The sequence below is a fragment of the Duganella sp. SG902 genome (assembly GCF_013376005.1).
In the GTDB taxonomy this organism is placed as follows: Bacteria; Pseudomonadota; Gammaproteobacteria; order Burkholderiales; family Burkholderiaceae_D; genus Rugamonas.
Window position 1 is genome coordinate 391,193 of the sequence record NZ_JABMJK010000002.1, and the last position, 26,558, is coordinate 417,750.

Genomic DNA, 26,558 nt, shown 5'->3' on the forward strand with positions numbered 1-26,558 from the left:
AACTTTTTGGCGGCTTTGCGCGCGCCGTCTATACTATTTTGGTATTACTCTGGCGAGATAATTCATTGGCTGTTGAGGTGGCTTTTTCGTAACATCGATGCAGTATGAGTAAAGGAAACGCTGAGTGAACAAGCAAATTTTGGGGATAGACTGGGGGACGAGCAATCGCCGCGCCTACCTGATAGATCAACACGGCGCCTGCTTGGCCGAACATGAAGACGGCCAGGGCATGCTGGCCGTGGGCGGGCGCGACAAGTTTGGCCCCTCGCTGGCCGGCGTGCTGGCGGCCATGCAGTTGCCGGATGACGTGCCGGTCCTCATGTCCGGCATGGTGGGCAGCGCCTCGGGCTGGCAGGAGGTCGCCTATCTCGACGCCTCGGTGCCGCTGGAGGAGTTGCCGCGGCACCTGGCCGCCGTCACCGATCCGGCCTGGGCCGGCCGCGCGCACATCGTGCCCGGCTATGTCTACCGCAACGGCCCCTCGGCCGACGTCATGCGCGGCGAGGAAACCCAGCTGCTGGGCGCCGTGCTGCAAGGCCATCGCGACGGCTGGCTGGTGCTGCCGGGCACCCACAGCAAGTGGGTGCTGCTGCGCGACGGCGTGATCCAGTCGTTCGCCACCTACATGACCGGCGAATTGTTCGCCATGCTGTCCAAGGGCGGCACGCTGTCCGTCATGATGGACGGCGATACGTCCAACGCCGAGGGCTTCGCCGCCGGCCTCAACCAGGCGGCCAAACACGAGCCGCTGTCGAATTCCCTGTTCCGCGTGCGCGCCGGCGTGGTGTCGCGCTCGGCGCCGGCCGAGCAGGCGGCGGCCACCGTCAGCGGCCTGCTGATCGGCGCCGAGTTCGCCGCCGCCGCGCGCGCGGCCGAAGGGCAGGGCATTGCCGTGATCGGTTCGCCGGCGCTGGCGGCGCGTTATGCCGTGGCCGCCAAGCATTTCGGCTTGAACTGTACCGTGCTCGACCCACATCAGGTGTATTGCACCGCCGTTTCCCAATTCCTCAAGGCTTAATCATGACCACTCCATCCCATCCAACCACGCCGCTGGTGGCCATCCTGCGCGGCTTGAATCCTGCCGAGGCGGTCGATGTCGCCAAGGTGCTGCACACGGCCGGCTTCCGCGCGCTGGAAGTGCCGCTCAACCGTCCGGGCGCGATCGAGGCGATCGCCTCCATCGTCAAGCTGGGCTTGCCGGACACGCTCGTCGGCGGCGGCACCATGCTCAACGTCGAGCACGTGGAAGCCGTGCACGCGGCCGGCGGCCGCCTGCTGGTGTCGCCCAACTGCGTGCCGGCCGTGATCCGCCGCGCGGCCGACTTGGGCATGTATTGCGCGCCGGGCGTGGCCACCCCGACCGAGGCGTTCGCCGCGCTGGACGCCGGCGCCCATGCGCTGAAAATCTTCCCGGCCGAGTCGGTCGGCCATGGCGGCATCAAGGCGCTGAAAAGCGTGCTGCCAGCCGGCACGCCGGTGTGGCCGGTGGGCGGCGTCTCGCCTGAGACGATGGCGGCGTGGGTGAAGGCCGGCGCCACCGGGTTCGGCATAGGCGGCAACCTGTACACGCCGGGCGTGACGCTGGAACAATTGAAAGAACGCGCAGAGAGCTTCGTCGCCACCTGGCGCGCTCTGGCCGCATAAAGGGAAATCCATACGATGAGCAAACATGACGTGCAGTGCCTGTGGGAAGTTGGCGCGCAACTGGGCGAAGGCCCGCTGTGGGTGGCGGAACAGAACCGTCTTTACTTTGTCGACCTGAAAAACCAGACCCTGCACTCGCAGGACGTGGTCAGCGGTCAGCGCCGCAGCTGGACCATGCCGGACTACATCTGCTGGCTGATCGCGCGCCGCGACGGCGATGGCTTCATGGCCGGCCTGCGCGACGGCATCGCCCGTGTGTGGCTGGAGCCGGAACTGCGCATCGAGTACCTGCACCGTCCATTCCCCGAAGGCAGCGGCCTGCGCATGAATGACGCCAAGGTCGACAGCGCCGGCCGTATCTGGGCCGGCTCCATGCACAACACCGATTACGCGCAAGCCATCGGCACCTTGTTCCGGCTGGACACCGACCACTCGCTGCACGCGATGGATGACGGCTACCACATCTGCAACGGTCCGACCTTCAGCCTGGATGGCGCCACCATGTACCACACCGACAGCTACGAGGGCCGCACCTACGCCTATCCGCTGGCGGCAGACGGCACGCTGGGCGAGCCGCGCGTGTGGCGCCAGTTTGGCGAAGGCGAAGGCTCGCCGGATGGCATGACGGTCGACAGCGAAGGCTGCGTGTGGATCGCGCAGTGGGGCGGCAGCCGCGTGTGCCGCTATGCGCCGTCGGGCGAGCTGCTGGAAACCATCGCCGTGCCGGTCCGCAATCCCGCCTCGTGCACCTTCGGCGGCGCCGATCTGAAAACCCTGTACATCACCACCGCGCGCGAAGACAACACGCCGGAACAGCTGGCAGCCCATCCGCTGACCGGCGCCGTGTTTGCCGTGCGGGTCGACGTGGCCGGCGTGCCTGCCGCGCGCTTCGGCTAACCAGACATCTCTGCTGTACCCCGCTGTAGCAATATGCCGCGTGAAGCGGCAGGGATGTGTTCATCCCTTTAAAACTAAAAACACTGGAGACGATATGAAGTTGAAAGCATTGCTGTTCGCAGCATGCGGGCTGGCGTTCGCCCTGTCCGCGCGCGGCGCCACCTTTGCCAATGGCGCCGATGTCAGCTGGGTCAGCCAGCAGGAATCGAGCGGCTATTCGTTCTACAACAGCAGCGCGGTGAAGACCGATCCGTTTGTGCTGCTGAAAAACCTGCAGGTCAACGCGATCCGCCTGCGCGTGTGGGTCAATCCGAGCGGCGGCTGGAATGATGGCGCCGACGTGCTGTACAAGGCCAAGCGCGCCGCCGCGCAAGGCCAGCGCATCCTGATCGATTTCCATTACAGCGATAGCTGGGCCGATCCCGGCCAGCAGACCAAGCCGGCCGCCTGGGCCAGCCACACGCTGGCGCAGCTGAACAGCGATGTCTACTCGCACACCTACGGCATCCTGAATTACCTGAAGTCCAACGGCATCACAGTCGAATGGGTTCAGGTCGGCAACGAGATCAATAGCGGCATGCTGTGGCCGGAAGGGAAGACCACCAGCTTCAGCAACCTGGCCGGCCTGATCAACAACGGCTACAACGCGGCCAAGGCCGTGTATCCGAACGCCAAGGTGATCCTGCACCTGGCGAACGGTTACGACAACGCCGTGTTCCGCTGGTTCTTCGATGGCGTGAAAGGGGCGGGCGCGAAGTGGGATGTGATCGGCATGTCGCATTATCCGCCGGCGTCGGACTGGGCCAACTACAACAACAAAATCTCCACCAATATGTGGGACATGGTGTCGCGCTACGCCAAGCCGGTGATGGTGACCGAGGTGGGCATGGACTGGACCCAGGCGGCCACCTCGAAAGCCATGCTGGCCGATTTGCTGAACAAAACCAAGGCGCTGGGCTCGAACGGCCTGGGCGTGTTCTACTGGGAGCCGCAGGCCTATCCAGGCTGGCAGGGCTACACCATGGGCGCCATGGACGCCAGCGGCAAGTTCACGATGGCGCTGGATCCGTTCTAGGCCGCTTGCGGGATTCGGCGGATCGGGAGAAAATGCCGCCATGCTGAATTCCGCCCTCAAATACCTGCATCTTTCTCCTTCCAGCGACCTCCCGGCGCTGGAAGGCATGCGTCAATTTAAAACGGTCCTTGTCATTGAAGCCGATGTGCATGAGACCATGATGTGGGACGTCAGCCGCTGGCTGATCGCATCCGGCTGCCTGTACGCGCTGGCGTGGGGCAAGGATTGCGACCAGTGGCGCGAAGCGATCGACGATGCGGCGCAGGAAGCGGTCAATTACGAAGACGTGCCGGAGGCGAAGAAAGTCTTCGTCACCGCGCATGAGGATGAAGAGCTGGAGGAAGCCTTCTGGTTCGCCCGCCACCGCGCCATCCACCCTGCGCACGACCTCAACACCACCCTCATCCTCCACCTGGCCGACGCCCCGCGCCGCGAAGAGCTCGAAGCAACGTATCACGACGCTTGACGCGGATCATCCACCGACACTGCCACCTGTGCTACACCGGAGGCAGTTGTCTTCGGCGGAGGTCATCGCATGAATAACAAGCACATTTACTATTCTTGTAGCTCTTGGCTGTCGTATCACATTTGTGAGCGGTATTACGGGAATAAGCACTATGCCTGGTGTACGCCGTATTTCGATGCTTTCTCATCGTTGAGCCTACAAAACTTCGTGCCGCCGAGCTCTAATCCTAGAGATATCTATTGGGGCCTAAGAAAAGATATTGATACTGGCGACTTGCACTCAGCGAAAGTGAGAGATATCCGGCGAGGCATTCAGAAAGGCGCTGCTCTCAAGCGCAAAGAAGGTACCATTAACGATGTCGATTATCTGGAAATTGTGCGGATTGCCCGGGTATCCCAGATCGAGAAATTTAGTCCATTAATGCTTGTTATCCCCTTCCAACCTGCCTCGGGTTTGTTCAAACGTGTTGCAGTCTGGCAGCGAGCGAATCCGTTATCTGAGGAATATATCGTAGAGAATTTGCCTCGTGAGTTCTTTGATGCCTTCGAACTTTAGCTGGAGGATGATGATGAATATCCTTGCGTATGTCGAGTCTTACCCCTTTGATGTAGCCAATGAAGGCTTGTTCTACTGTTTCCGGGCTTTTAATGAGTTGGATTGGCCCAGAGAGATGAGGCGCGACTTTTTTTTTGATGCGCCATCATCTGTTCCCGGTCCAGAAAGTAGAGCCATCACGCTGGCAATACTGGCTGGCATAGAAGAGCAGGAAGGCAAGCCGCTCGATGAGATTGACAAGGAAACACTCAATAAATATGCCGTCGAGATTGGCGATGCAGGCGATATTCTTACGGATCGCCTGCTACTTGCGCATCGGACGCGACTTATGTTTAGCCGTTCTGCGGCATGGCCACGCTGAGCGCCCAGTTAGTGCCGAAGCGGTCGGTCAGCATGCCGAACAGCGGTGTCCACTGTGCTGGCGCTAGCGGCACAGTGATGGTGGCGCCGTTGGCGATCTTGTCCCAGTAGGCGCTGACCTGCTCCGGCGTCTCGGTTTCCAGCGCGACCAGGAAGGCGTTCTGGCCCGGATGGTAGGGCGTTGCCGATGGCACGTCGTAGGCCATGACGCGGAAGCCGTTGTCGGCCGCCACCTGGCCCCAGATCAGCTGGTCGGCCTCGGCCTCGTCGGTGACCTGGCCGAAATCCTTGTAGCTCATCGCCATCACTTCACCGCCAAACACGGACTGGTAGAAGTTGAGCGCATCGCGCGCTTGGCCGCGAAAGTTGAGGTGGGCGACGGCGCTGACAGTGTTCGGTTTCATTGAGAGTCTCCTGAAAGAAAAGTGAAACCCATTCTATTCAGCCGCCCTGTCAGTTCCTGTCAGTAGCCTGCAGTCAGCCGCGCGCGGTGTGGAAGGTGATGGCGTAGCCGTCTGGATCGGCGGCGACGAAGAAGCGGCCGAAAGGCCCGTCCGCCAGCGGACTCAGAATCGCGCCGCCGCGCTGCACGATGGCGTCGTGCATGGCATCGGCGTCGGCGCAGGCGATCCACAGCACCATGCCCACCCCCAGCGGCCCGGTTTCCGGCAGCTGGCGCAGCGGTTCGCGCAGCGCCAGCGGAATCGGCGCGGTCTTGAAGATGGCCGCGCCCGGAGGGCAGTGCGCCGACGCTTCGAAGCCAAAGGTCTCCAGGTAGAACTTGCGGGAGGCGGCCAGGTCGCGCACTTGCAGGGCGATGAAGTCGGGGCCGATTGGAGGGGTGATGGTTGTCATGCCAGATCCTTTCAAGTAATATCAGTACCCTGATACTAATGTAAGGCCCCTGATATGTCAATGGAGAAACAAGCGCCACGGCGCGGCACTGACTGGATCGGCTATAACCTGAAGATCACACAGCATCGGCTGCGGCAGCGGCTCGATGCGGAACTGGCGCGGCTCGGCATCACGGCGCCGCAGAATGCCGTGCTGCTGGCCGTGGCCGGGAATCCGCGCATCTCGAATGCCGAGCTGGCGCGCGCGGCCTTCGTCACGCCGCAGACCATGCAGGGCATACTGGTCAATCTGGAACGCGGCGGACTGATCGTGCGCAATCCGCACCCGGAGCATGGCCGGGTGATCATGACCGAGCTGACCCCGGCGGGTCGGAAGGCCGTGGCCGATGGCGCGAAAGCGGCCGACGCGGTGGAGCGGCGCATGCTCTCCCGCCTCTCGGCCGACGAGGCCAGGACGCTGTGCGAGCTGCTCAAGCGTTGCGCCGCCGCGCTCGACGATTAAAAGGTGATGTGCACCGACGGCGCGCTGCGCTTGGCTGCGCCGTGGAACACGGCCTCGATGTTGTTGCCGTCCGGGTCGAGCACGAAGGCGGAGTAGTAGCCGGGGTGGTAGGGGCGCTCGCCGGGCGCGCCATTGTCCTTGCCGCCGTTGGCCAGCGCCGCCTTGTACCACGCGTCGACCATGGCGCGGTCGCGGGCCTGGAAGGCCAGGTGGTGCCTGCCGGTCAGCGCGCCTTGCGCGGCCTGGCTGTCCGCGGTGGACACAAATAATTCGTCAGCCCAAAAATAATCGTCGGCGGTACCGCCGATGGGGATGCCCAGCACTTCGAAAATCGCGCTATAGAATTTTTGCGAGGCGGGCAGGTCGCGCACGACCAGCTGGATGTGATCGATCAGGCGGCCACGGTGCAGTTCTTGAGTTTCCATGCTGTACTCCTCAGATAGGGAGCGCCCATTCTAGCTCAGAGAGATTTTTGGACGCGCCACGATAGGGGCAGCGTCAGCAACAGGAGCGCCGCCAGCGACAGCAAGGCCACCGGCACGCCCATCACGTCGCCGACGCGGCCGAACAGCACCGGCGACAAGGCGCCGGCGCCGATGGTGCCGGTGTAGAACAAGGCAAACGCCTGCTCGCGCTTGCCCGGCGCGGCCAGTTCGGGCACGGCGCCGTACAGCACCGAGGAGGTGCCGTTCAGGGCCAGCCCCAGCAGGGGCAGCATCACCATCACGCCGGCCAGCGGCAGAAACACCGCCGCCACGATGCACAGCGAGGTCGCGGACTCGGTCGCCCACACGGTCTTCATCATGCCGATGCGGGCGCCCAGGTAGCCGCACAGCAGCTTGCCGAACGCGCCGCCCACGAACAGCAGCGACATGGCCACGCCGATGCCGGCCGTGCCCGCGCCTTTGCTCTTCAGGAGAAATGGCAGGAAGGTCAGGAAGCCCATGCGCACCGTGCTGTCCAGCGTGCCGGTGGCGAGCAGCGCGCGCAGACCGCCCACCGAGCCGGCGCGGCCGGCGTGGGCCTTGGCGGCCTTGACCGCGCCGCCGGCATGGGCCGGCTGCGACGAGGGAATCAGCCACCACAGCAGCAAGGCCGCCGCCAGTCCGAGCAGGCCGATCAAGGTGACGCTGGTCTGCCAGCTGACTACCACCAGCAACAAGCCGACCGCGCCGGGTATCAGGGTCTTGCCGATGTCGCCGGCGAAGTTGTACTGCGACAGCGCCTCCTTGACGCCGCCGCCAGGCTCGTACGCATCGGTCACCAGCGACGACGCCAGCGGATGCTGGGTGCTGGCGCCCAGCCCGCCCAGCATCAGGGCGACCAGCAGCGTGGCGAGGCCGCCGGCCTGGCCGGCGATCAGGTAGGCCACGCCGGCCAGCGCGGTGCCGCCGATCAGCATACGCTCGCGGCCCCAGCGCTTCGCCAGGCGGCTGGCCAGCAATTGGAAGCTCGCCATCACGCCCGAATACGAGGCGCGCAGCAAGCCGATCATGGCGTAGCTGATGGCGAACTGGGCCTGCCAGATCGGCAGTAAAACGTAAATCAGATCGGTGAGGCCGTCGTGCACGGCGTGGGCGCCGCTGGCGGCGAGGAGGGAGCGTTTGCGGGAGGACATTCCATAAGTGTAACAAAAAAGCCCGCGCGGCCGAGGCCTGCGCGGGCTTTGCGATTGGCTGGCTGGAGAAGCCGGCCGGCAGAATTACATCATGCCGTCCATGCCGCCCATGCCACCCATACCGCCCATGCCACCCATACCGCCGGCTGGCTTGTCTTCCACCACTTCAGCGATCATGCAGTCGGTGGTCAGCATCAGGCCAGCGATCGAGGCGGCGTTTTGCAGCGCCGAACGGGTCACTTTGGCTGGGTCCAGCACGCCCATTTCCACCATGTCGCCGTAGGTGCCGTTCGACGCGTTGTAGCCGAAGTTGCCTTCGCCTGCCAGCACGGCGTTCACCACCACCGACGATTCTTCGCCGGCGTTCTGCACGATCATGCGCAGTGGCTCTTCCATGGCGCGCAGCACGATCTTGATGCCTGCGTCCTGGTCGGCGTTGTCGCCTTTCAGGTCCTTGATCTTGGCGCGGGCGCGCAGCAGGGCCACGCCGCCGCCTGGCACGATGCCTTCTTCCACAGCAGCGCGGGTAGCGTGCAGGGCGTCTTCAACGCGTGCTTTCTTCTCTTTCATTTCGACTTCGGTGGCAGCGCCAACCTTGATCACGGCAACGCCGCCGGCCAGCTTGGCCACGCGCTCTTGCAGTTTTTCACGGTCGTAGTCCGAGGTCGCTTCTTCGATCTGCACGCGGATTTGCTTGACGCGCGCTTCGATGGCGGCAGCCTGGCCGGCGCCGTCGATGACGATGGTGTTTTCCTTGCCGACTTCGATACGCTTGGCTTGGCCCAGTTCTTCCAGGGTCACTTTTTCCAGGGTCAGGCCGACTTCTTCAGCCACCACCTGACCGCCGGTCAGGATGGCGATGTCTTCCAGCATGGCTTTGCGACGGTCGCCGAAGCCTGGGGCTTTCACGGCAACGGTTTTCAGGATGCCGCGGATGTTGTTCACCACCAGGGTGGCCAGCGCTTCGCCTTCGATGTCTTCAGCGATGATCAGCAGTGGACGGCCCGACTTGGCGATCTGTTCCAGGATCGGCAGCAGGTCGCGGATGTTCGAGATTTTCTTGTCGCACAGCAGAACGAATGGGTTGTCCAGTGCGGCAACTTGCTTGTCCTGGTTGTTGATGAAGTATGGCGACAGGTAGCCGCGGTCGAACTGCATACCTTCAACGATGTCCAGCTCGTCGTTCAGCGACTTGCCGTCTTCGACGGTGATCACGCCTTCCTTGCCGACTTTTTCCATCGCTTCAGCGATGCGCTCGCCGATCGACGAATCCGAGTTGGCCGAGATCGCGCCAACTTGGGCGATTTCTTTCGAGGTGGTGGTTGGCTTGGCGATTTTCTTCAGCTCTTCCACCGAAGCGGCGACGGCCTTGTCGATGCCGCGCTTCAGGTCCATCGGGTTCATGCCGGCGGCAACGAACTTCATGCCTTCGCGTACCAGGGCTTGTGCCAGCACGGTCGCGGTGGTGGTGCCGTCACCGGCGTTGTCCGAGGTTTTGGAAGCGACTTCCTTGACCATCTGGGCGCCCATGTTCTGCAGCTTGTCTTTCAGCTCGACTTCTTTCGCGACCGACACGCCGTCCTTGGTCACGGTTGGGGCGCCGAACGAGCGCTCCAGCACCACGTTGCGGCCTTTCGGGCCCAGGGTGACTTTCACTGCGTTAGCCAGAATGTTAACGCCTTCAACCATTTTGGCGCGCGCTGCGTCGCCGAAGATTACTTCTTTAGCTGCCATGTTAATTTACTCCTGTGAGGTATTAGGTGGGACCGGCTGACCAATTACTTGGTGACGATCGCCATGATGTCTTCTTCGCGCATGACCAGCAGTTCCTGGCCGTCGATCTTGACGGTCTGGCCGGCGTATTTGCCGAACAGGACGCGGTCGCCTACTTTGACATCCAGCGGACGCACTTTGCCGTCGTCCAGGATCTTGCCATTGCCAACGGCCAGGACTTCGCCTTGGTCCGGTTTCTCAGCAGCCGCATCAGGGATGATCAGGCCGGACGCAGTTTTGGTCTCTTGGTCCAGACGTTTGACGATGACGCGATCGTTCAAAGGGCGAAGGTTCATACAAAACTCCTTAATTTTTTAGCAATGGTACAGAATGTTGGTAGTTGGGCGTGTTGTTAGCACTCTTCCCTAACGAGTGCCAATTATAGGGACGACCTCTGGCTATTTCAAGGCAAACACTTTGAGGAAAGGCAAAAAAGGCACGCGGGGAGGCGAAAAAGACAACTTCGGGGGCAGGTCCGCCATTTCCAATGCTTGACTAATGCCCCGTCATTCCCGCGAAAGCGGGAATCCATGCTGAACTTATGACCACGCGTCCTATGGATTCCCGCCTGCGCGGGAATGACGGCTCATCAGTTTGCGGTCGAAAAAGCCTTAACTTAGCGACATTAGGACCTGACCCCGGAGTTTTAAGGCGTGATGCGCAGGCGATAGACCGGGATGACGCTGACGCCGCGCACAGTGGCGATCTGCCTCTCGCCGCCGAAGTCGGGCCGCGCTTCCTTGGGCAGGTAGACCGGGGCGTCGGCGCGCAATGGCAGCACGGAGACGGTCAGCGGCTGGTCGAGCAAGGCGGCTTGCTGGCGCAGGCCGATCTGCCATTGGTAGCCGCTGTAGTACCAATCGTCCAGCAGGCGCGTGCCGGAGTACAGGCGGCCTATGTGGCGCTGGCCGGCCAGCTGCACCACGCTCAGTTGCTGCGATTGTTCCGGCGTCAGCACGACGATGGTCAGCTGGCGCTTGCCGTCGCGCCGCACGGTGACGGCGGCGCCGGCGCCTGGCTGCACGCCGGTGACCAGCGTGTGGCCAGCCGCTGTGGCGATCTGCGCGCCCGGCGCCACGATCTTCGCGCCGGCGTCGAACGACAGCTCGACCGGCACGGCGGCGCTGGCCGCGAACACCGCCACCACGCCGGCCTTGCCCTGATCGAGCAGCGTCAGCGGCTGCGCGGTGGCGTAGCGCAGGTTGGTGCCGTCGAGATCCAGGTTCAGCGGCCAGATGAAGTAGGCGCCATCGGCGATGTCCACCGGCTTGCTTGGCAGCGTCACGCTCTGGCCCGGCAGCTTGACCGCGAACTGGGTGGCCTTCTGCGCCGCCATCGGATATTGGCGCACGTGGTTGTTGACGAACAGGAAGCCGCGATCACCCTCGCTGCGCACCGCGAAGCGCGCGGTCGACAGGTCGTCCGGCTTGGCCGGCGAGACATCCGGCTTGCGCACCGTCATCGGGGCGAGGCGCGCGCCGAAATCGTGCAGGAACAGGTGGAATGGACGCAGCTTCTCCAGCACCTTGCGCTGCTGGCCGTCCGGCCCCAGCGGCGCCTGGAAGTCGTAGCTAATCATGGTGGTGTCGTTGTAGCCGCCGCTGAGCGTGCTTTCTTCCATGCCCGTCCCGCCCAGGCTGAGCGGATTGCGGCCGCCATGGAACATGTAGTAGCCCATCAGGTTCACGCCCGAGCCCAGCTTCACCGGCAGCATGGAGGCGATGTCGTCGGCCGACACCACGGTGCGGCGGCGGTACATGAACGGCAGGCCGGCGCCATATTCGGCGCCGAGGAAGGGCGTGACGTCCTTGTCGGTTTCGGCGGTGCCCGGCGCGTGGGCGGCGGTCTGCGCGCCGAGGTCGCCGCTGACGCGGGTGTCGAAGCGGAAGGCGTAGGTCTCCTTCGGCGGCAGCTCTTTGGTGCTCACGCCCCACGGCTCGTCGGGATAGCCGCCGAACACCGGCGTCACCTCGCCGCTCGGATAGATGGTGCCGTCCCAGCCGGTGACGGTGTAGTAGGGCACGTCCATGCCCGCCTTCAGCGCCAGCTTTTTCAGCGCGGCGATGTGGGCCACGCCCTTGCCGGGACCGTCGATGTTGTATTCATTTTCCAGCTGCACGCCGATCACGCGGCCGCCGTCCTTCCACAGCTGGCCCTTGATCTGCTGGCCGATCTGCTGGTACAGGCGCTCGACGAACACCATGTATTGCGGATCGTTGGCGCGGGTCGGCATGGCGTTGACCACCCAGTCCGGAATGCCGCCGTAGCGCACTTCCGCGTGCGCCCACGGGCCGACGCGCACCACCACGTCCAGCCCGGCCTTGGCGGCCAGCTGCACGAAGCGGCGCAGGTCGCGGTTGCCGGACCAGTCGAACTTGCCTTCCAGTTCCTCGTGGTGGTTCCACATGACGTAGCTGGCCACGATGTCGATGCCGGCCGCCTTCATCTTGCGCAGCTCGGCCTCCCATTGCGCGGCGGGCGTGCGGCTGTAGTGGAATTCGCCCATCACGGGCAGCCAGGGGGCGCCGTTGCGGGTCAGGTAGCGCGCGTTGGCGCCCAGGGTGTCGCCGTTGGGGGCGGTGGCGCTGCCGAGGCGCAGCGCAGCTTTCAGGGGAGGGGGATTGGGGGCGCTGGCATCGATGGCGAGCGTGTCGGCGCCAGCGACGCCAGCCGCCAGCACACCCGCAACCAAAACCGCGCAGGTGCGCAGGCGGAAGATCATCGATTTACCATTCCGCGACGCTGCCGTCCTCGTGGCGCCAAACCGGATTGCGCCAGTCGGGGGCGTTCTTGCTGGCCTCGATGACGCGTTCCTCGTCCACCTCCACGCCCAGGCCCGGCTTGGTCAGCGGATTGCAGTAGCCGTCGACGATCTTGAAGTCATCCTTGTTGATGACGTAGTCCAGCAGCTCGCCGCCCTTGTTGTAGTGGATGCCCATGCTTTGTTCCTGCAGCACGGCGTTGTACGACACGAAGTCCACGTGCAGGCAGGAGGCCAGCGCCACAGGGCCCAGCGGGCAGTGCGGCGCCAGCGTGATGTCGTAGGCCTCGGCCATGGCGGCGATCTTCACGCATTCGGTGATGCCGCCGGCGTGCGACAGGTCCGGCTGCACGATGGACAGGCCGCCGGCCGCGAACACGTGCTTGAATTCGAAGCGCGAGTACATGCGCTCGCCGGCCGCCAGCGGGATCGAGGTCTGCTCGGCCAGGCGCGGGTAGTACTCGGCCTGCTCGGCCAGCACCGGCTCCTCCACGAACAGCGGACGGTATGGTTCCAGTTCGCGCAGCAGCACCTTGGCCATCGGCGCGGCCACGCGGCCGTGGAAGTCCAGGCCGAACTCGATGGTGGTGCCGAACGCCTCGCGGATCTCGGCCACGCGGCGCACCGCCTCGTCGACCTTGGCCGAGGTGTCCAGCATGCCCAGCTCCTCGGTGGCGTTCATCTTGAAAGTGTTGAAGCCGCCTTTTTGCAGCGTGCGCATCTGCTCGATGATGTCGGACGGGCGGTCGCCGCCGACCCAGCTGTACATCTTCATGCGGTCGCGCACCAGGCCGCCCAGCAGCTCGTACACCGGCTTGCCCAGCACCTTGCCCTTGATGTCCCACAGCGCCTGGTCGATGCCGGCGATGGCGCTCATGAAGATGGCGCCGCCGCGGTAGAAGCCGGCGCGGTACATGGTTTGCCACAGGTCGTTGATGCGCGCCGGGTCCTGGCCGATCAAATACGGTTCCATTTCCTGGACCGCCGTCTCCACGGAGCGGGCGCGGCCTTCGATGACCGGTTCGCCCCAGCCAACCACGCCTTCATCGGTTTCGATTTTGAGCAGCATCCAGCGCGGAGGAACACGGTAGGTCGTCAGTTTGATGATTTTCATAGGATCAGGTCAGGGTGGTGGTTCAGGGAACAGCGCTCAGTCTAAAGCGGGTGGCTAGACTGGAAATATGATTAATTCGCAACGACCCATATCATTATCGGATAGCAGCCGCCTGCCGCCCAGCTATCCGATATCCGCATGGCTGGAAGCGGTTAATTCATAGCAGCGGTGGCGGGCGCTCGCTTAGACTGGACGCTGTCAAAATTTCATCAGGAGCCGTATGAATTCCGCCAGTGCGACCGTCACCGCCACGCCCGGTATCATGCTCGTCCGGGTGGGACAGGCCGGTTGCGCGCTGCGGTGGGACGTTCAGCGGCAATGCTGGCGGTGGCCGGACCCGGTAGGTAGCCAACTATACGCCTGGCCCGCGCCGCCGGCGATGCCCAGCGGCGTGCGTATGTTAGAAACCGCACGCGTGGTCGCATGTTGCAGTTCCGGCCGCGTGCTGCTGGGGCTGGGCAAGCGGCTGGGCTTGCTGGAATTGCCGCAGCCGGGCCAGCCCAGCCGTCCGCTGCCGGCCCAACTGCTGGTCACCGTCGACGCCGCCGAGCCGCGCACCAGCATCAGCGACGGCTGCACCGACCGCCACGGCAACTTCGTGTTCGGCACCGCCAACACCGCCCAGGACCGGCGCCCGATCGGCAGCTTCTACCAGTATTCCCAGCGCCACGGCCTGCGCCGGCTGGCCTTGCCGGCGGTGGTCAGCGCCACCGCCATCGCCTTCAGCGCCGACGGCCGCCGCATGGTGTTCGCCGACGCCGCGCGGGGCGACCTCATGCAATGCGACTACGATCCCGAGCGCGCCAAGGTGGGTGATGTGAAATCGTTTTCAGCATTGCTGGAGCCGGGCGCCGGCGCCGCCATCTTCGATAGCGAGGACCATCTCTGGAGCGTGCAAGGGGGGGCGCTGGTGCAGTACGACCGCGCGGGCGTGGTGCGGCGGCGGGTGGTGCTGGCGCGCGAGCCGGCCGCCAGCGTGGCGTTTGGCGGCGCGGCGCTGGACCAGTTGCTGGTGCTGGGCGCGCAGGGCGGTTTGTACGGCTTGCCGCCCGATTTGCTCAAGGGCCTGGCGCCCGGTGTGGCCGATAGCTTGTTTATTGATAGCGGGAGCGCTTCCAGCGCGGCTTCCGGCGTGTAACCACGATTGACGATGGTCGAGCCCGCATTTATGATGGGCAATCAACCCCGATGCTCATATGAATGATTCCCGTTCGGATCGCTTTGTTCGTTCCCACCTGAAAACCCGTCACCTCGTCTTGCTGGTTGAACTCGGCCGGCATGGCTCCATCGCCCACGCGGCGCAAGCCGCCAACCTGACGCAGCCGGGCGCCTCCAAGCTGTTGGGCGAGCTGGAGCATGCGCTCGGCGTGCAATTGTTCGAGCGCCTGTCGCGCGGCGTGTCGCCGACCTGGTACGGCAAGGTGCTGATCCGCCGCGCCGGCGCGGCGCTGGCCGAGATGGACGCGGCGCACCAGGAGGTGATGGAACTGCTGTCCGGCCTGCGCGGGCGGGTGGGCATCGGCACCGTGCTGGCGCCGGCCACCGGGCTGGTGCCGAAGGCCATCAACCTGCTCAAGGGGCGCCACGCGCGCGTGCACGTGGCGGTGACCATGTCGACCAGCAAGGTGCTGGTGGAGCGCCTGCGCAGCGGCGAGCTGGACCTGGTGGTCGGCCGCATCCTCGACACCGAGGCCGCCGACGAGCTGAACTTCGAACCGCTGACCGACGAGCCGCATTTGCTGATCGCGCGCGCCAGCCATCCGCTGATGGAGCGCAGCGCCCTGAAGCTGGAGGATCTGATGGCGCAGTGCTGGATCCTGCCGCCGGCCGGCTCCATCCTGCGCGACCGCCTGACCGCGCTGTTCCTGTCGCACGGCCTCGAGCAGCCATCGGAAACGGTGGAGACGCTGGACATGCCGGTGGTGGCCAGCCTGCTGCTGAACAACGACATGATCGTGGCGCTGCCGGCGGAGGCGGTGCAGCCGTATCTGGACGCCGGCCTGCTGAAGGTGCTGCCGTTCGAGCTCGGCGTCAGCATGGACTCGTTCGGCATTGTGACGCGCAAGCGACATCAGCTCTCGCCGGGCGCCGACGCCATGCTGATCGCGCTGCGCGACGCCGCGGCCGGCATCTATCCGCATTACCGCGCGCCTGTCTGAAGCGCAACCTTGTTTGATATACGAACTTGGTATGGCCGAAACTAAATTATCTATTGGTTAGTAATTTCGTGTTTCGTTAGCATCCCGTTATCCGTCCACATCTTCACCAGAGACGGAACACATACAAACACTGGAGATGCACAATGAAGCACAAGAAGTTGAGCTGGCTGATCGCCACGCTCTTTACCGCCCCGCTGCTGGTCCAAGAAGCCTTCGCCCAGGAGGCTGCCGCGGCAGGCGATATTCAACAAGTGAACGTGACCGGCATCCGCGCCTCGGTACGCAATGCGCTGGCGGCCAAGGACGCCTCCAACAGCATCGTCGAGGTGATCGCGTCGGAAGACATCGGCAAGCTGCCGGATACCACCATCGCTGAATCGCTGGCGCGCCTGCCGGGCCTGTCGTCCGGCCTCGATCGCGGCAACGCTTCGCAGATCGTGGCGCGCGGCATGGGCCCGCGCTTCATCGGCGCCACCCTCAACGGCCGCGAGCTGGCCTCGTCGGAGCCCAACCGCGCCGTGCGTTTCGAGCAGTTCCCGTCGGAGTCGCTGAGCGGCGCCACCGTGTACAAAACGCAGGCGGCGGAGGTGGTGGAAGGCGGCATCGCCACCACGATCGATTTGCAAACGGTTTCGCCGCTGAAGACCAACGGCCGCCAGGTGGTGCTGCGCGCCGACGCGCTGTACTACCCGCTGGCCAGGGACATCCAGGGCGCCGACAAGACCGCGCCGCGCGTGGGTGGCGTCTTCATCGACCAGTTCGCCAACAAGACGCTGGGCGCGGCGCTGGCGTTCAGCTACCAGGACCAGCCTTCGGTGCAGAAGAACAAGCGCCACTGGGGCTTCAACGAGACCAACTCGGTCGACGTCACCGGCGACGGCAAGGTCGACAAGCTGCCATGGGGCTTCCAGGACGAGGCGCGCCAGGGCAAGGACAAGCGCGGCAGTGTGCTGGGCAAGGTCGAGTGGAAACCGAACAACGACGTGCAGATCACCGCCGACACCTATTATGCGGAAGCGAAGATCAAGGAACGCGGCCTGCAGCACTGGGTGGACGGCGTCGGCAACTGGGACGGCTACAACTCGGCCAACTACAGCAAGCTCGATGTGCGCGACGGCTACGTGGTCGGCGGCACCATCAGCAACGCCACCCTGCTCAACAACGACTTCATCTATGTGCAGGACACCAGCGTGGCCGCCAGCGGCCTGAACGGCAAGTTCAACGCCGGCGAGTGGAAGATCGACGCCGACCTGTCGACCTCGCACGCGCGCCGCGCCAGCGCCTGGCGCGACCTGCGCCAGAGCGCCTTCAACGTGCCGGTCACCTGGTCGTTCCCGGGCGACGAGGTGCAGAACTACAGCTTCGGCATCGACAGCGCCAACGTCGCCAACTTCGGCGCGCCGTCGCTGTACATCGATACCGACGGCCATGTGAAGGACAAGCTGAACGCCGCGGCCCTGAGCGCCTCGCGCGCCATCGACAGCAGCGTCATCAGCCGCATCAAGGTGGGCGTGCGCGCCACCGACCGCGAGAAGAGCTACCACCAGACCACCTGGACCCTGCAGCCAAAATCGGCGATTCCGGCATCCGCGTACGAGACCATCAACGTCGACGGCTATCCGGCCTTCTTCGGCCTGAAGGACTGGGACGGCACCATCGCCTCGGCCTTCGGCCCGAACGCGTTCAACCCGAATGGCCAGACGCAGGAAGGCTGGCAGACCCAGAACGACGCGCTGGCCGGCTGGAAGGTCAAGGAGCGCAGCACCTCGGCCTTCGTGCAGGGCGAGCTGGATGGCGAAGCGCTGGGCAAGACCTACCGCGGCAACGTCGGCGTGCGCCTGGTGCACACCAAGCAGACCGGCTATGGCATGCAGTCGGTCAACGGCGCGGCGCCAACGCCGACCGAGGGCGGCACCTCGTACACCGAGATCCTGCCTAGCCTGAACCTGGTGTTCAACCTGGACCAGGCGCAGGAGCGCCAGCTGCGTTTCAGCGTGGCCCGGGCCATGTCGCGCGCGCCGCTGGATGAAATGCGCGCCTCGCGCAACCTGAGTCTGAGCACCACCGACACCAGCCAGCCGGTCACCGGCAGCGCCGGCAATCCGGAACTGAAGCCGATGATGGCCAATCAGGTCGACCTGTCCTACCAGTGGTACTTCGGCAAAGGTTCGCTGCTGTCGGCCGGTGGCTTCTACAAGAAGGTGCAGCGCTACATCGCCATCGAAAGCGACACCACCACCATCAATGGCCGCCCCGCGACCATCACCCGTTCGGTGAACGGCGAGGGTGGCGACATCCGCGGTCTGGAGCTGGTGTACCAGCAGGCCTTCACGTCGCTGCCGGCGCCGTGGGATGGCCTGGGTATCTTCAGCAGCTACTCCTACACCACCAGCAACATCAAGGAGCAGACCCCGGCGGTGAATCCGTATCCGATCGAAGGCCTGATGAAGTCCAACGGCGGCGTGACCCTGTGGTACGAGAAGGCGGGCTACGAAGCGCGCCTGTCGGCCAACTACCACAGCAAGTTCGCCCGCAACCCGACCTGGGGCGCCGGCCAGCTGATCATGAACGAAGCCGAGACTTACCTGACGCTGAACCTGTCGAAGCAACTGACGCCTAACCTGCAACTGCGCTTCGGCATCGACAACCTGACCAACCAGAAAGCGGTGTACACCAGCGCCAACAATCCTGGACAGCAGGAAGTCACGGAGTTCGGCCGCCGCTTCAACCTGGGTCTGACCTACAAGCTGTAAGCACACGTTCATCCTTTTTATCGTGGTTTTGCGGAGCGGTGCGTGATGGCGCTGCTCCGTTTTTTTTCATAGGGAGCCCGATTTTGAAAACAAGACTGATAGCAGCCATGCTGCTGATGCTGGCCTGCGCGGCCGTCAATGCCGCGCCGCGCGAGCGCCTGTCGCTGGACCGCGGCTGGCTGTTCCACCAGGGCGACCTGGTCGAGCCGCCCATCGTCGGCCACGAAGAATCCTATAGCAACGCCAAAGCCGGCAACGCCGCCGGCGCCGCCGGCAACGAGTACGACGACTCCGACTGGCGCCGCCTCAACCTGCCGCACGACTGGGCGGTGGAAGGGCCGTTCGATCCGAAGGCCAATGTCTCGCAGGGCTACCGCCCGCGCGGCATCGGCTGGTACCGGCGCTACTTGAAAGTCGATCCGTCGGATCGCGGCAAGCATTTTGAGTTGCAGTTCGACGCCATCGCCACCCACGCCACGGTGTGGGTGAACGGTAATGTGGTCAACCGCAACTGGTCCGGCTACAACGCCAGCTACATCGACATCACGCCGTTCCTGCGTTATGGGGATGTGATGAACACCATCGCCATCCGCGTCGACGCGGAAGCGATGGAGGGCTGGTGGTATGAGGGTGCGGGCATGTACCGCCACAGCTGGCTGGTCAAGCGCAATCCGGTGCACGTGGTGACGGACGGCGTGCACGCCACGCCGCGCCTGGTCAAGGACAAGCAGTGGAGCATTCCGGTCGAGGTCACGCTGAACAACAGCGGCAAGGCAGCCAGCGACGTGATCGTGGAAGTGACGGTGTACGACCCGTCCGGCAAGCAGGTGGCGCAGCGCACCGCGCCGGCCCGCGTGGGCGTGCTGGCCACCAGCGCCGTGCAACTGCCGCTCACCATCAACAACCCGGCCCTGTGGTCGATCGAGAAAACCAATCTGTATCGCGTGACCACGCGCGTGCTGCAAGCTGGTAAAACGGTGGATGAAACCTCGCTCAACACCGGCTTCCGCACCATCCGCTTCGACGCCGCGCAAGGCTTCTTCCTGAACGGCGTGCACGTCAAGCTGCAGGGCGTGTGCATCCACCAGGACCACGCCGGCGTTGGTGTGGCGGTGCCGGACTCGGTGTGGGAATATCGCCTGCGCCGCTTGAAGGAGATGGGCGTGAACGCGATCCGTTTCTCGCACAACGCGCCGGCGGCCGAAGTGCTGGACATGGTGGACCGCATGGGCTTCGTGGTAATGGACGAGAACCGCAACTTCAATCCATCGCCGGACTACATGAAGCAGCTGGAATGGATGGTCAAGCGCGACCGTCATCACCCGGGCATCATCCTGTGGTCGGTGTTTAACGAGGAGCCGGTGCAGGCCACCGAAGTCGGTTACGAAATGGTGCGCCGCATGTCGGCCGCAGTGAAGGCGCTGGACGATACGCGTCCTGTCACCGCCGCCATGAACGGCGGCTTCCTGACCGAGCTGAATGTGTCGCATGCCGTGGACGTGGTGGGCTCCAACTACCAGGTGCCGGACTACGACCGATTCCACAAGGCGCGTCCTGACAAGCCGTTCACCAGTTCCGAAGACACCTCGGCCTTCATGACGCGCGGCGAATACAAAACGGTGAAAGAGAAGAACCTGATCGCCAGCTATGACGACGACGCTGCGCCATGGGGCAACACCCACCGCGACGCATGGCAGGCTATCGACACGCGTCCTTACGTGGCGGGCGGTTTCGTGTGGACCGGCTTCGACTACCGCGGCGAACCGACGCCGAACGAGTGGCCGTCGGTCAGCTCGGTGTTCGGCATCATGGACCTGAACGGCTTCCCCAAGACGGCCTACTACATCCACCAGGTGCAGTGGATCAAGGACAAGCCGCTGATCCACATCGCGCCGCACTGGAACTGGAAGCAGGGCGAGAACGTGCGCGTGATGGTGATGGCCAACGTCGAGCGCGTCAAGCTGCTGCTGAATGGCCGCGAACTGGGCGAGCAGAAGGCCGACCCTTACCGCATGAATTACTTCAACGTCGCCTATGAACCGGGCAAGCTTGAAGCCATCGGCTACAAGGGCGGCAAGGAAGTGGTGCGCACCGCCGTGGAAACCACCGGCACGCCGGTCAAGCTGGAACTGATCCCCGACCGCGCTGGCCTGAACGGCGATGGCTACGACGCCATGCCGCTCACCGTGCGCGCGCTGGACGCGCAAGGCCGCGCGGTGCCGCTGGCGGATAATGAGGTGACCTTCGCCGTCACCGGCGGCGGCCGCTCCATCGGCCACGGCAACGGCGATCCGAACTCGCACGAGGATGAGAAGGGCCCGACCCGCCGCCTGTTCAACGGCCTGGCGCAGTTGATCGTGCAGACCAACTACAACAGCAAGGACGCCATCACCGTGACCGCCACCGCGCAAGGCCTGCAAGCCGCGAGCGTGACGATACCGGTGAAGCAGGTCGCCACCGTGCCGTATGTCGAGCTGGCCGACGCGCCGCTGAGCTTCGTGCGCAGCTGGCGCATCGCGCCGGACGGCGATGCGCGCCCGGACCCGAACCAGCAGCTGGCCGGCTTCGACATGAACACCTGGGGCTGGGGTTCGCCGCCGATGCGCGCCGCCGCTGGCAAGAAGTATCACCTGTACCGCGCCAGCTTCACCCCGCGCAAGAACCTGGCTGACGGCACCGGCCGCCTGCGTTTTGCCGCCCTGGTCGGCAAGGCGGAGATCTGGCTGGACGGCAAACTGATCGGCAAGAAGGATAGCTACGCCAGCGCGCCGCTGGACGTCACCCTGCCGGCCGGTTCCGGCAAGCGCGAGCTCAATGTGCTGATCGAGGCGGAGCCGGGACAGGGCAGCGGCATCGAAGGCCATGTCACCATCGAGCCGGGATTGATTGTTGGTAAGCAGTAAATAAATCGCGTGCTTGTTGGTTGCAAATACGCGATTCGGTTGACGGCATCCCGCGCGCTGCCTATAGTGGCGGGATGATTTCAGAATTCCAAGAACTCTCCGATAAAATCGACCAACTGGCCGAGATGACGCAAACGCTGCGCCGGGAAAACGCCCAGCTGCGCCAAGCCAATGCTGCCCTCGTGGCGGAGAACATCGGCTATCAGCGCCGCCTGGGCGAAGCCTCCGGCCGCCTCGAAGCTTTGCTGGGTAAAATTCCAGGGCTGGACAGCGCCGACACCGACGACACGCTGCCTGAAAACGAGGAAGCACGATGATCCAACTGGATGTGACCATCATGGGCCAGGTCTACAAGCTGGCTTGCAAGGAAGACGAAGAGGCGGCGCTGCGCAAGGCGGCCGCTTTCGTCGACCGTAAAATGAGCGCGATCCGCGACGCCGGCAAGGTCAAGGGCACCGACCGTATCGCCGTCATGGCGGCACTGAGCATGGCCGGCGAATTCCTGTCGGTGAAGGCGCCGCAGGGACCGTTGTCTGACATGTCCATGCTGGAGGTGCAGACCAAGATCGCGGCCATGAACAAGGTGCTGGACGCCGCGTTGACGCCGCAGGAAGCGCTGTTTTAATCGATTTTTAATTTGTGCAGCCCTTCCTTTGCGGCGCACAAGAGAGTAAACTCCGTTTCACCCTGCAGTGTTCGAGACTTGCCATATATTCCTTGAACCATTCTTTTGCACCGGTTACGGAAATTTGTTCGATGGGCGAGAGCGTCGCTAGTCCGATGAACCCGAAATTGAACTAACTGTGACCACCTGAGCCATTTTGGTTCGGGATGCCGGCAAGACGGCACAGGCGGGGCCTTATATCCAAAAGCGGTTGTTAGCATGTGAATGCGCAGCCGCTTTTTTTCGTCTGGAGAATCCGATGCAATACTGGTTGATGAAGTCCGAGCCGGATGAAGTGAGCATTGATGACGTGATGGCGTCGCCCGGGCAGACCACCGCGTGGTTCGGCGTGCGCAACTACCAGGCGCGTAATTTCATGCGCGATCAGATGCAGGTGGGGGATGGGGTGCTGTTCTACCACTCCAGCTGCCCGGAGCCCGGCGTGGCGGGGCTGGCGGAGATAGTGAGCACTCCTTACCCGGACGAATCGCAGTTCGACAGCGAGAGCAAGTACTACGATCCGAAAGCGACGCGGGAAACGCCGCGCTGGGTTTCGATTGATGTCAAGGGCACGCGGAAAACGCGCCTGCTGTCGCTGGCCGAGATGCGTGCCATTCCCGCGCTGGAGGATATGGTGGTGCTGCAGAAGGGCAGCCGCCTGTCCATCACGCCGGTGACGGCGGCGCAGTGGAAGGCCATCGTCAAGTTACTGACGTAGCTCCGCAAGGCGCCGTGGTGGCGCCGGCACGCAGCGTCACCGGCACCACGATCGCGCGCAGTGGCCCGCCATCGATCAACGCTTCCGCAAGTGTGATGGCTTCTACCGCGATGCGTTCGATATCCTGCACGATGGTGGTCAACTCGTATGGCATGCCCGGCAGGCCGTCGAAGCCGACCACCGAAACCTGTTGCGGCACTTGCAGTCCCAAATCCTCCAGCGCGCCGATGGCGCCAATGGCCATTTCATCGCTGGCGCAAAACAGTGCCGTGAAACGCAAACCGTTTTCCCACGCGCGGCGCACGGCGCGATAGCCGCCCAGGACCGAGAACTGGCCGTCCAGTTCAAGCTCTGGGCGCAAACCGATGCCCGCCTCGGTGAGGGCGTCGCGATAGCCGTGGCGGCGGTCGATGTCAGACTGCTGCGCGGTGGGCATGCCGACGAAGCCGATGACACGATGTCCCAGATCCAGCAGATAGCGCGTGGCCGCCGCGGCGCCGCCGGCGTCGTCCGGCACGACAAAAGCCGCATCCGGCTGGTGTCCCAGCACCACGGCGGGCACCTGGCGCTGCTTGAGCAGCGCCAGGCGCTCGTGCACTTCATCGGTGTTATGCAGCAGCACCGCGTCCGGCAGACGGGCGTAACTGTCGAGCGGCGCGCTCATTTCGACAAAGCGTGTGCCGCGCTCGCCGGTCACCTGGACCAGCGCGCGCCAGAACAAGGTGAAGTAGGGGCCGAATCCACCCTTGCTCAGCGAGATGCCGACGCTGTGGCGCGAGCGCAGGCTCAGTTCGCGCGCGGTGCGGTCGGGCGTGTAGCCGGACGCGTTCATCGCCGCCAGTATCCGCTGGCGGGTCTCCTCCGCCATGCGGCCCTTGCCATTTAACGCACGGCTGACCGTGCCTTTCGACAGGCCGAGATTCAGCGCAAGTTGGTCCAGCGTCATCTTCACTAAGGCTCTCCCGACCCCGGCGGGCCATCCAAAAACGGCATGATACCGTCATTGCACCGGATGCGACAGTTCCGCGTCGTGTTGCATCGCCACGCAAGAATAAATTGCAAATAAATTTTTAACGCTGCATAATTCAATCGTTGCGCAACCGGTTGCGCAACAAAGAGAAACCGGTTGTTCAGCGCGAAGCTCGCGCGCCACGCATAAAAAGACAATAATTGGAGACTAGAATGAAGACTCGCAAACGCTTTTTGCTGTCCACCATCGCCCTGGCGGTGTGGACGCTCACGCAGCAGGTGCAGGCGCAGCAGGCGCCGGCCCCTGGCGCTGCCGCCGATACCAGTGACGCCGCCGCCGACCCGGCGTCGGCCGACGACAAACTCAACCAGGTGGTGGTCACCGGCAGCACCTCGCTCAAGCGCACCGTGCGCGAGAGCTCGGTGGCGGTCACCAGCGCCGACCGCGCTGAGCTTGACCGCAAGGCGCCGCGCAGCACCGCCAGCGCGCTGGAGCTGATTCCCGGCATGATGGTGGAGGATTCGGGCGGCGAGGTGTCCAACAACTACACGGTGCGCGGCCTGGCCGGCGGCGGCCAGAATTTTGTCCAGCTGTCCGAGGACGGACTGCCGGTGTTCTACCATCCCGGTCTGGCCGACACCATCCTCAAGCAGGAGTTGTCGATCGACCGCATGGAGGCGGTGCGCGGCGGCACCTCGGGCATCCTGACCGTCAACGGCGCCGGCGCCACGGTCAACTTCATCACGGTGCGTTCGAAGGATGAGCCGGAAGGGGCGTTGCGCCTGACCGGCTCCGACTACGGCACCCGGCGCATCGACCTGCGCTACGGCGGCGCGATCGGCAATGGCTGGTATGCCGGCTTCGGCGGCTTTTACCGCAGTTCCGATTCGGTGCGCGACGTCGGCTTCACCGCCGACCACGGCGGCCTGATGCGCGCCTACCTGGGCCGCAAATGGAGCGACGGGGAATTCAGCGTCAACGTCAAACTGGTCAACGACCACAACACCTTCCTGCTGCCGACGCCGTTCCAGAATCCGTCCCACCCGGAACCGGTGCCCGGCTTCGACGGCAACTACGGCACCTTGCTGAGCCCGGACAACGCGGTGCAGGCAGGCCGCAATTCCAATGGTGTGCAGACCAACGACCTGACCGATGGCGTCGCCACCAAGTCCACCTCGATCGGCTATACCTTTGAAAAGCGCCTGAATGACGCGTTCACGCTGCGCTCCAAAGGCCGCTACACCGACTTCAAGAACGACTTCAACGCCGTCTTCACCTTCGACAACAACAGCCTGCGCAGCGCCGCCGACCGCCTGGATCCGGCCGCCAACAGCGACATCCGCGCCATGCTGGCGCGCTTTCCCGGCACCACCCCGGCCATCCGCGGCGTCGCCAGCGGCACCATCTATTCCGGCGCCGGCCTGGCCAATGTCAGCGGCAATGGTCTGCTGACGGACAATATCTCGGCCAAGAACCGCGCCTACCGGCAGAACTTCGTCAACGACGTGAGCCTGACCTGGACCACGCCCGGCAACAGCCTGACGGCCGGCCTGTTGACCATCGATCAGGACGAGCAGGGCAGCAACGATGGCAACACGCGTTTCCTGGGCGAGGTCAGGAACAATCCCGCCCGCCTCGACATTGTCGCCATCGATGGGGCCGGCAAGGTGGTCGGCCAGCTGACCGACAAGGGCGTGCTGGAATACAATCCATGGGGCGTGGGCGTCGGCCGCTCGTCGCTGACGTCGCAGAACCTTTACCTGAACGACGAATACCAGTTCAATGACCGTCTGCGGCTGGATGCCGGCGTGCGGCTGGAACACTTCCGCTACCGCGCGTGGCGTCCGCAGGGTTCTACGGTGACCATCCCCGGCTCGACCAAGCCGGACGGCAGCGACGCCGACAACATCATGGTCAACAACACCATGCCGGCCTTTAACGGCCAGTACGACTACGTGGACAACGGCTCGACCAACAACAGCTCGCTGACGGCCGGCGGCAATTATCTGATCAACGACAATCTGGCCGCCTACGCACGCTATTCGAAAAGCTACCAGGCCAACAACGAGAACCCTGTGACGCGCCTGAGCTTTGGCGAACTGGGCATGCGCTATCAGCGGCGCGGCTTCTCCGCCTCGCTGACGGCGTTCCGCACCAACTTCAAGGACTATCAGTTCAGCCGCCTGCTGGAGGGGGATTCGCTGGAGACCCGTATCGGTGGCGACATCGTCGTCAACGGCCTGGAATACGATCTGCAATGGCGGCCGGTGCGCTATGCCCGCATCAACCTGACCGGCGTGGTGCAGCACTCGTCGATGAGCATCAAGAGCGTCAGCGGACCGTCGGCGGCCACCGTCAACACCGCCAACCTAGGCTCGCATCCGGAGCGCTCGCCCGACCAGAACTACACCATCACGCCGACGCTGCTGCTGCCGGATAACAAGGGCGAGGTTTACCTGTCCTACCACCAGGTCGGCAAGCGCTACGCCGACGCCGCCAATTCCTTCGTGCTGCCGGCATACCACACGGTGAACGTGGGCGCCAACTACCAGCTGTCGCCGACGCTGGCGCTGAATTTCAGCGTGCAGAACCTGACCAACGCCATTGGCCTGACCGAGGGTAATCCGCGCGCAGGCTTCACCGAAGTCGCCAGCGGCAATTACTTCTTCGCGCGCTCCATTCTTGGCCGCAATATGCAGCTGAGCCTGACGGCGTCGTTCTGATTGTCGTGTCCTTTCGCCGGTTGGCGCGCGCGTCGACCGGCATTTTTTT

The 26,558-nt window shown here is 64.0% G+C and carries 25 protein-coding genes and 1 other RNA gene; 17 read left to right on the top strand and 9 right to left on the bottom strand.

Annotation, left to right across the window (positions count from 1 at the left end; translation table 11 throughout):
• Window positions 1-124: 124 nt before the first annotated feature.
• The 7 genes from FHW83_RS05210 (at window position 125) to FHW83_RS05240 (ending at window position 4,998) form a co-directional block, all read left to right on the top strand.
• A complete protein-coding gene (locus FHW83_RS05210) occupies window positions 125-1,018 on the top strand; it encodes a 2-dehydro-3-deoxygalactonokinase (protein WP_176645293.1) in 894 nt (297 codons plus the stop codon).
• Window positions 1,019-1,020: 2 nt separating this feature from the next.
• Entirely contained in the window at window positions 1,021-1,644 is a 624-nt protein-coding gene (locus FHW83_RS05215; protein WP_176645294.1) for a 2-dehydro-3-deoxy-6-phosphogalactonate aldolase, read from the top strand.
• A gap of 15 nt (window positions 1,645-1,659) precedes the next feature.
• The gene (locus tag FHW83_RS05220) at window positions 1,660-2,541 is read left to right on the top strand and encodes an SMP-30/gluconolactonase/LRE family protein (protein WP_176645295.1); all 882 of its coding nucleotides are present in this window, start codon (window positions 1,660-1,662) and stop codon (window positions 2,539-2,541) included.
• Between the two features lie 94 nt (window positions 2,542-2,635).
• Window positions 2,636-3,616 carry a glycosyl hydrolase 53 family protein gene (locus FHW83_RS05225; protein ID WP_176645296.1) on the top strand — a complete coding sequence of 327 codons (981 nt, stop codon included), beginning with the start codon at window positions 2,636-2,638 and terminating at the stop codon, window positions 3,614-3,616.
• A 40-nt stretch (window positions 3,617-3,656) separates the two neighbouring features.
• Window positions 3,657-4,082 (top strand): hypothetical protein, encoded by a 426-nt coding sequence (locus FHW83_RS05230; protein WP_176645297.1) that lies wholly within the window; start codon window positions 3,657-3,659, stop codon window positions 4,080-4,082.
• Between the two features lie 69 nt (window positions 4,083-4,151).
• On the top strand, window positions 4,152-4,637 hold the full coding sequence (locus FHW83_RS05235) for a hypothetical protein (RefSeq protein ID WP_176645298.1): 486 nt from the start codon (window positions 4,152-4,154) through the stop codon (window positions 4,635-4,637).
• A gap of 13 nt (window positions 4,638-4,650) precedes the next feature.
• On the top strand, window positions 4,651-4,998 hold the full coding sequence (locus tag FHW83_RS05240) for a hypothetical protein (protein WP_218106109.1): 348 nt from the start codon (window positions 4,651-4,653) through the stop codon (window positions 4,996-4,998).
• Here FHW83_RS05240 and FHW83_RS05245 read toward each other — a convergent pair.
• Window positions 4,970-5,401, bottom strand: coding sequence for a VOC family protein (locus tag FHW83_RS05245; protein WP_176645300.1), 432 nt, complete (start codon window positions 5,399-5,401; stop codon window positions 4,970-4,972). The genes FHW83_RS05240 and FHW83_RS05245 overlap by 29 nt on opposite strands.
• A gap of 73 nt (window positions 5,402-5,474) precedes the next feature.
• Entirely contained in the window at window positions 5,475-5,852 is a 378-nt protein-coding gene (locus FHW83_RS05250) for a VOC family protein (protein WP_218106111.1), read from the bottom strand.
• A 54-nt stretch (window positions 5,853-5,906) separates the two neighbouring features.
• Between FHW83_RS05250 and FHW83_RS05255 the strand changes: the two genes are divergently transcribed.
• On the top strand, window positions 5,907-6,353 hold the full coding sequence (locus FHW83_RS05255; protein ID WP_176645301.1) for a MarR family winged helix-turn-helix transcriptional regulator: 447 nt from the start codon (window positions 5,907-5,909) through the stop codon (window positions 6,351-6,353).
• On the opposite strand, the gene FHW83_RS05260 is transcribed toward FHW83_RS05255, so the two are convergent.
• From FHW83_RS05260 to dgoD, 6 genes are all read right to left on the bottom strand, one after another.
• Window positions 6,350-6,778 (bottom strand): VOC family protein, encoded by a 429-nt coding sequence (locus tag FHW83_RS05260; protein ID WP_176645302.1) that lies wholly within the window; start codon window positions 6,776-6,778, stop codon window positions 6,350-6,352. The genes FHW83_RS05255 and FHW83_RS05260 overlap by 4 nt on opposite strands.
• A gap of 35 nt (window positions 6,779-6,813) precedes the next feature.
• Window positions 6,814-7,971: an MFS transporter gene (locus tag FHW83_RS05265; RefSeq protein ID WP_176645303.1), complete on the bottom strand. Its 1,158-nt coding sequence runs from the start codon at window positions 7,969-7,971 to the stop codon at window positions 6,814-6,816.
• A gap of 84 nt (window positions 7,972-8,055) precedes the next feature.
• Window positions 8,056-9,705, bottom strand: coding sequence for a chaperonin GroEL (gene groL / locus FHW83_RS05270; protein ID WP_176645304.1), 1,650 nt, complete (start codon window positions 9,703-9,705; stop codon window positions 8,056-8,058).
• A 44-nt stretch (window positions 9,706-9,749) separates the two neighbouring features.
• A complete protein-coding gene (groES, locus tag FHW83_RS05275) occupies window positions 9,750-10,040 on the bottom strand; it encodes a co-chaperone GroES (RefSeq protein ID WP_176645305.1) in 291 nt (96 codons plus the stop codon).
• Between the two features lie 350 nt (window positions 10,041-10,390).
• A complete protein-coding gene (locus FHW83_RS05280; RefSeq protein WP_176645306.1) occupies window positions 10,391-12,466 on the bottom strand; it encodes a beta-galactosidase in 2,076 nt (691 codons plus the stop codon).
• A 4-nt stretch (window positions 12,467-12,470) separates the two neighbouring features.
• Window positions 12,471-13,619 carry a galactonate dehydratase gene (gene dgoD / locus FHW83_RS05285; protein ID WP_176645307.1) on the bottom strand — a complete coding sequence of 383 codons (1,149 nt, stop codon included), beginning with the start codon at window positions 13,617-13,619 and terminating at the stop codon, window positions 12,471-12,473.
• 262 nt (window positions 13,620-13,881) lie between these two features.
• Here dgoD and FHW83_RS05290 point away from each other — a divergent pair, with 262 nt between their 5' ends.
• From FHW83_RS05290 to FHW83_RS05325, 8 genes are all read left to right on the top strand, one after another.
• Complete coding sequence (locus FHW83_RS05290) at window positions 13,882-14,757, top strand: SMP-30/gluconolactonase/LRE family protein (RefSeq protein WP_176645578.1); 876 nt, start codon at window positions 13,882-13,884, stop codon at window positions 14,755-14,757.
• A 58-nt stretch (window positions 14,758-14,815) separates the two neighbouring features.
• Window positions 14,816-15,778 (top strand): LysR substrate-binding domain-containing protein, encoded by a 963-nt coding sequence (locus FHW83_RS05295; protein ID WP_176645308.1) that lies wholly within the window; start codon window positions 14,816-14,818, stop codon window positions 15,776-15,778.
• Between the two features lie 143 nt (window positions 15,779-15,921).
• On the top strand, window positions 15,922-18,531 hold the full coding sequence (locus FHW83_RS05300; protein WP_176645309.1) for a TonB-dependent receptor: 2,610 nt from the start codon (window positions 15,922-15,924) through the stop codon (window positions 18,529-18,531).
• A gap of 83 nt (window positions 18,532-18,614) precedes the next feature.
• Window positions 18,615-21,434, top strand: coding sequence for a beta-galactosidase GalA (gene galA / locus FHW83_RS05305; protein WP_229224029.1), 2,820 nt, complete (start codon window positions 18,615-18,617; stop codon window positions 21,432-21,434).
• 74 nt (window positions 21,435-21,508) lie between these two features.
• The gene (locus FHW83_RS05310; RefSeq protein WP_176645310.1) at window positions 21,509-21,751 is read left to right on the top strand and encodes a hypothetical protein; all 243 of its coding nucleotides are present in this window, start codon (window positions 21,509-21,511) and stop codon (window positions 21,749-21,751) included.
• Window positions 21,748-22,059 carry a cell division protein ZapA gene (locus FHW83_RS05315; RefSeq protein ID WP_176645311.1) on the top strand — a complete coding sequence of 104 codons (312 nt, stop codon included), beginning with the start codon at window positions 21,748-21,750 and terminating at the stop codon, window positions 22,057-22,059. Before FHW83_RS05310 ends, FHW83_RS05315 begins: the two co-directional genes overlap by 4 nt.
• Before the next feature lie 56 nt (window positions 22,060-22,115).
• A non-coding RNA gene (ssrS, locus tag FHW83_RS05320) (6S RNA) lies at window positions 22,116-22,296 on the top strand.
• Window positions 22,297-22,357: 61 nt separating this feature from the next.
• Window positions 22,358-22,816 carry an EVE domain-containing protein gene (locus FHW83_RS05325; RefSeq protein ID WP_176645312.1) on the top strand — a complete coding sequence of 153 codons (459 nt, stop codon included), beginning with the start codon at window positions 22,358-22,360 and terminating at the stop codon, window positions 22,814-22,816.
• Here the strand turns inward: FHW83_RS05325 and FHW83_RS05330 are convergent.
• Window positions 22,800-23,762, bottom strand: coding sequence for a LacI family DNA-binding transcriptional regulator (locus tag FHW83_RS05330; protein ID WP_229224059.1), 963 nt, complete (start codon window positions 23,760-23,762; stop codon window positions 22,800-22,802). The genes FHW83_RS05325 and FHW83_RS05330 overlap by 17 nt on opposite strands.
• Before the next feature lie 236 nt (window positions 23,763-23,998).
• Between FHW83_RS05330 and FHW83_RS05335 the strand changes: the two genes are divergently transcribed.
• Entirely contained in the window at window positions 23,999-26,509 is a 2,511-nt protein-coding gene (locus FHW83_RS05335) for a TonB-dependent receptor (RefSeq protein ID WP_176645314.1), read from the top strand.
• Window positions 26,510-26,558: the final 49 nt, after the last annotated feature.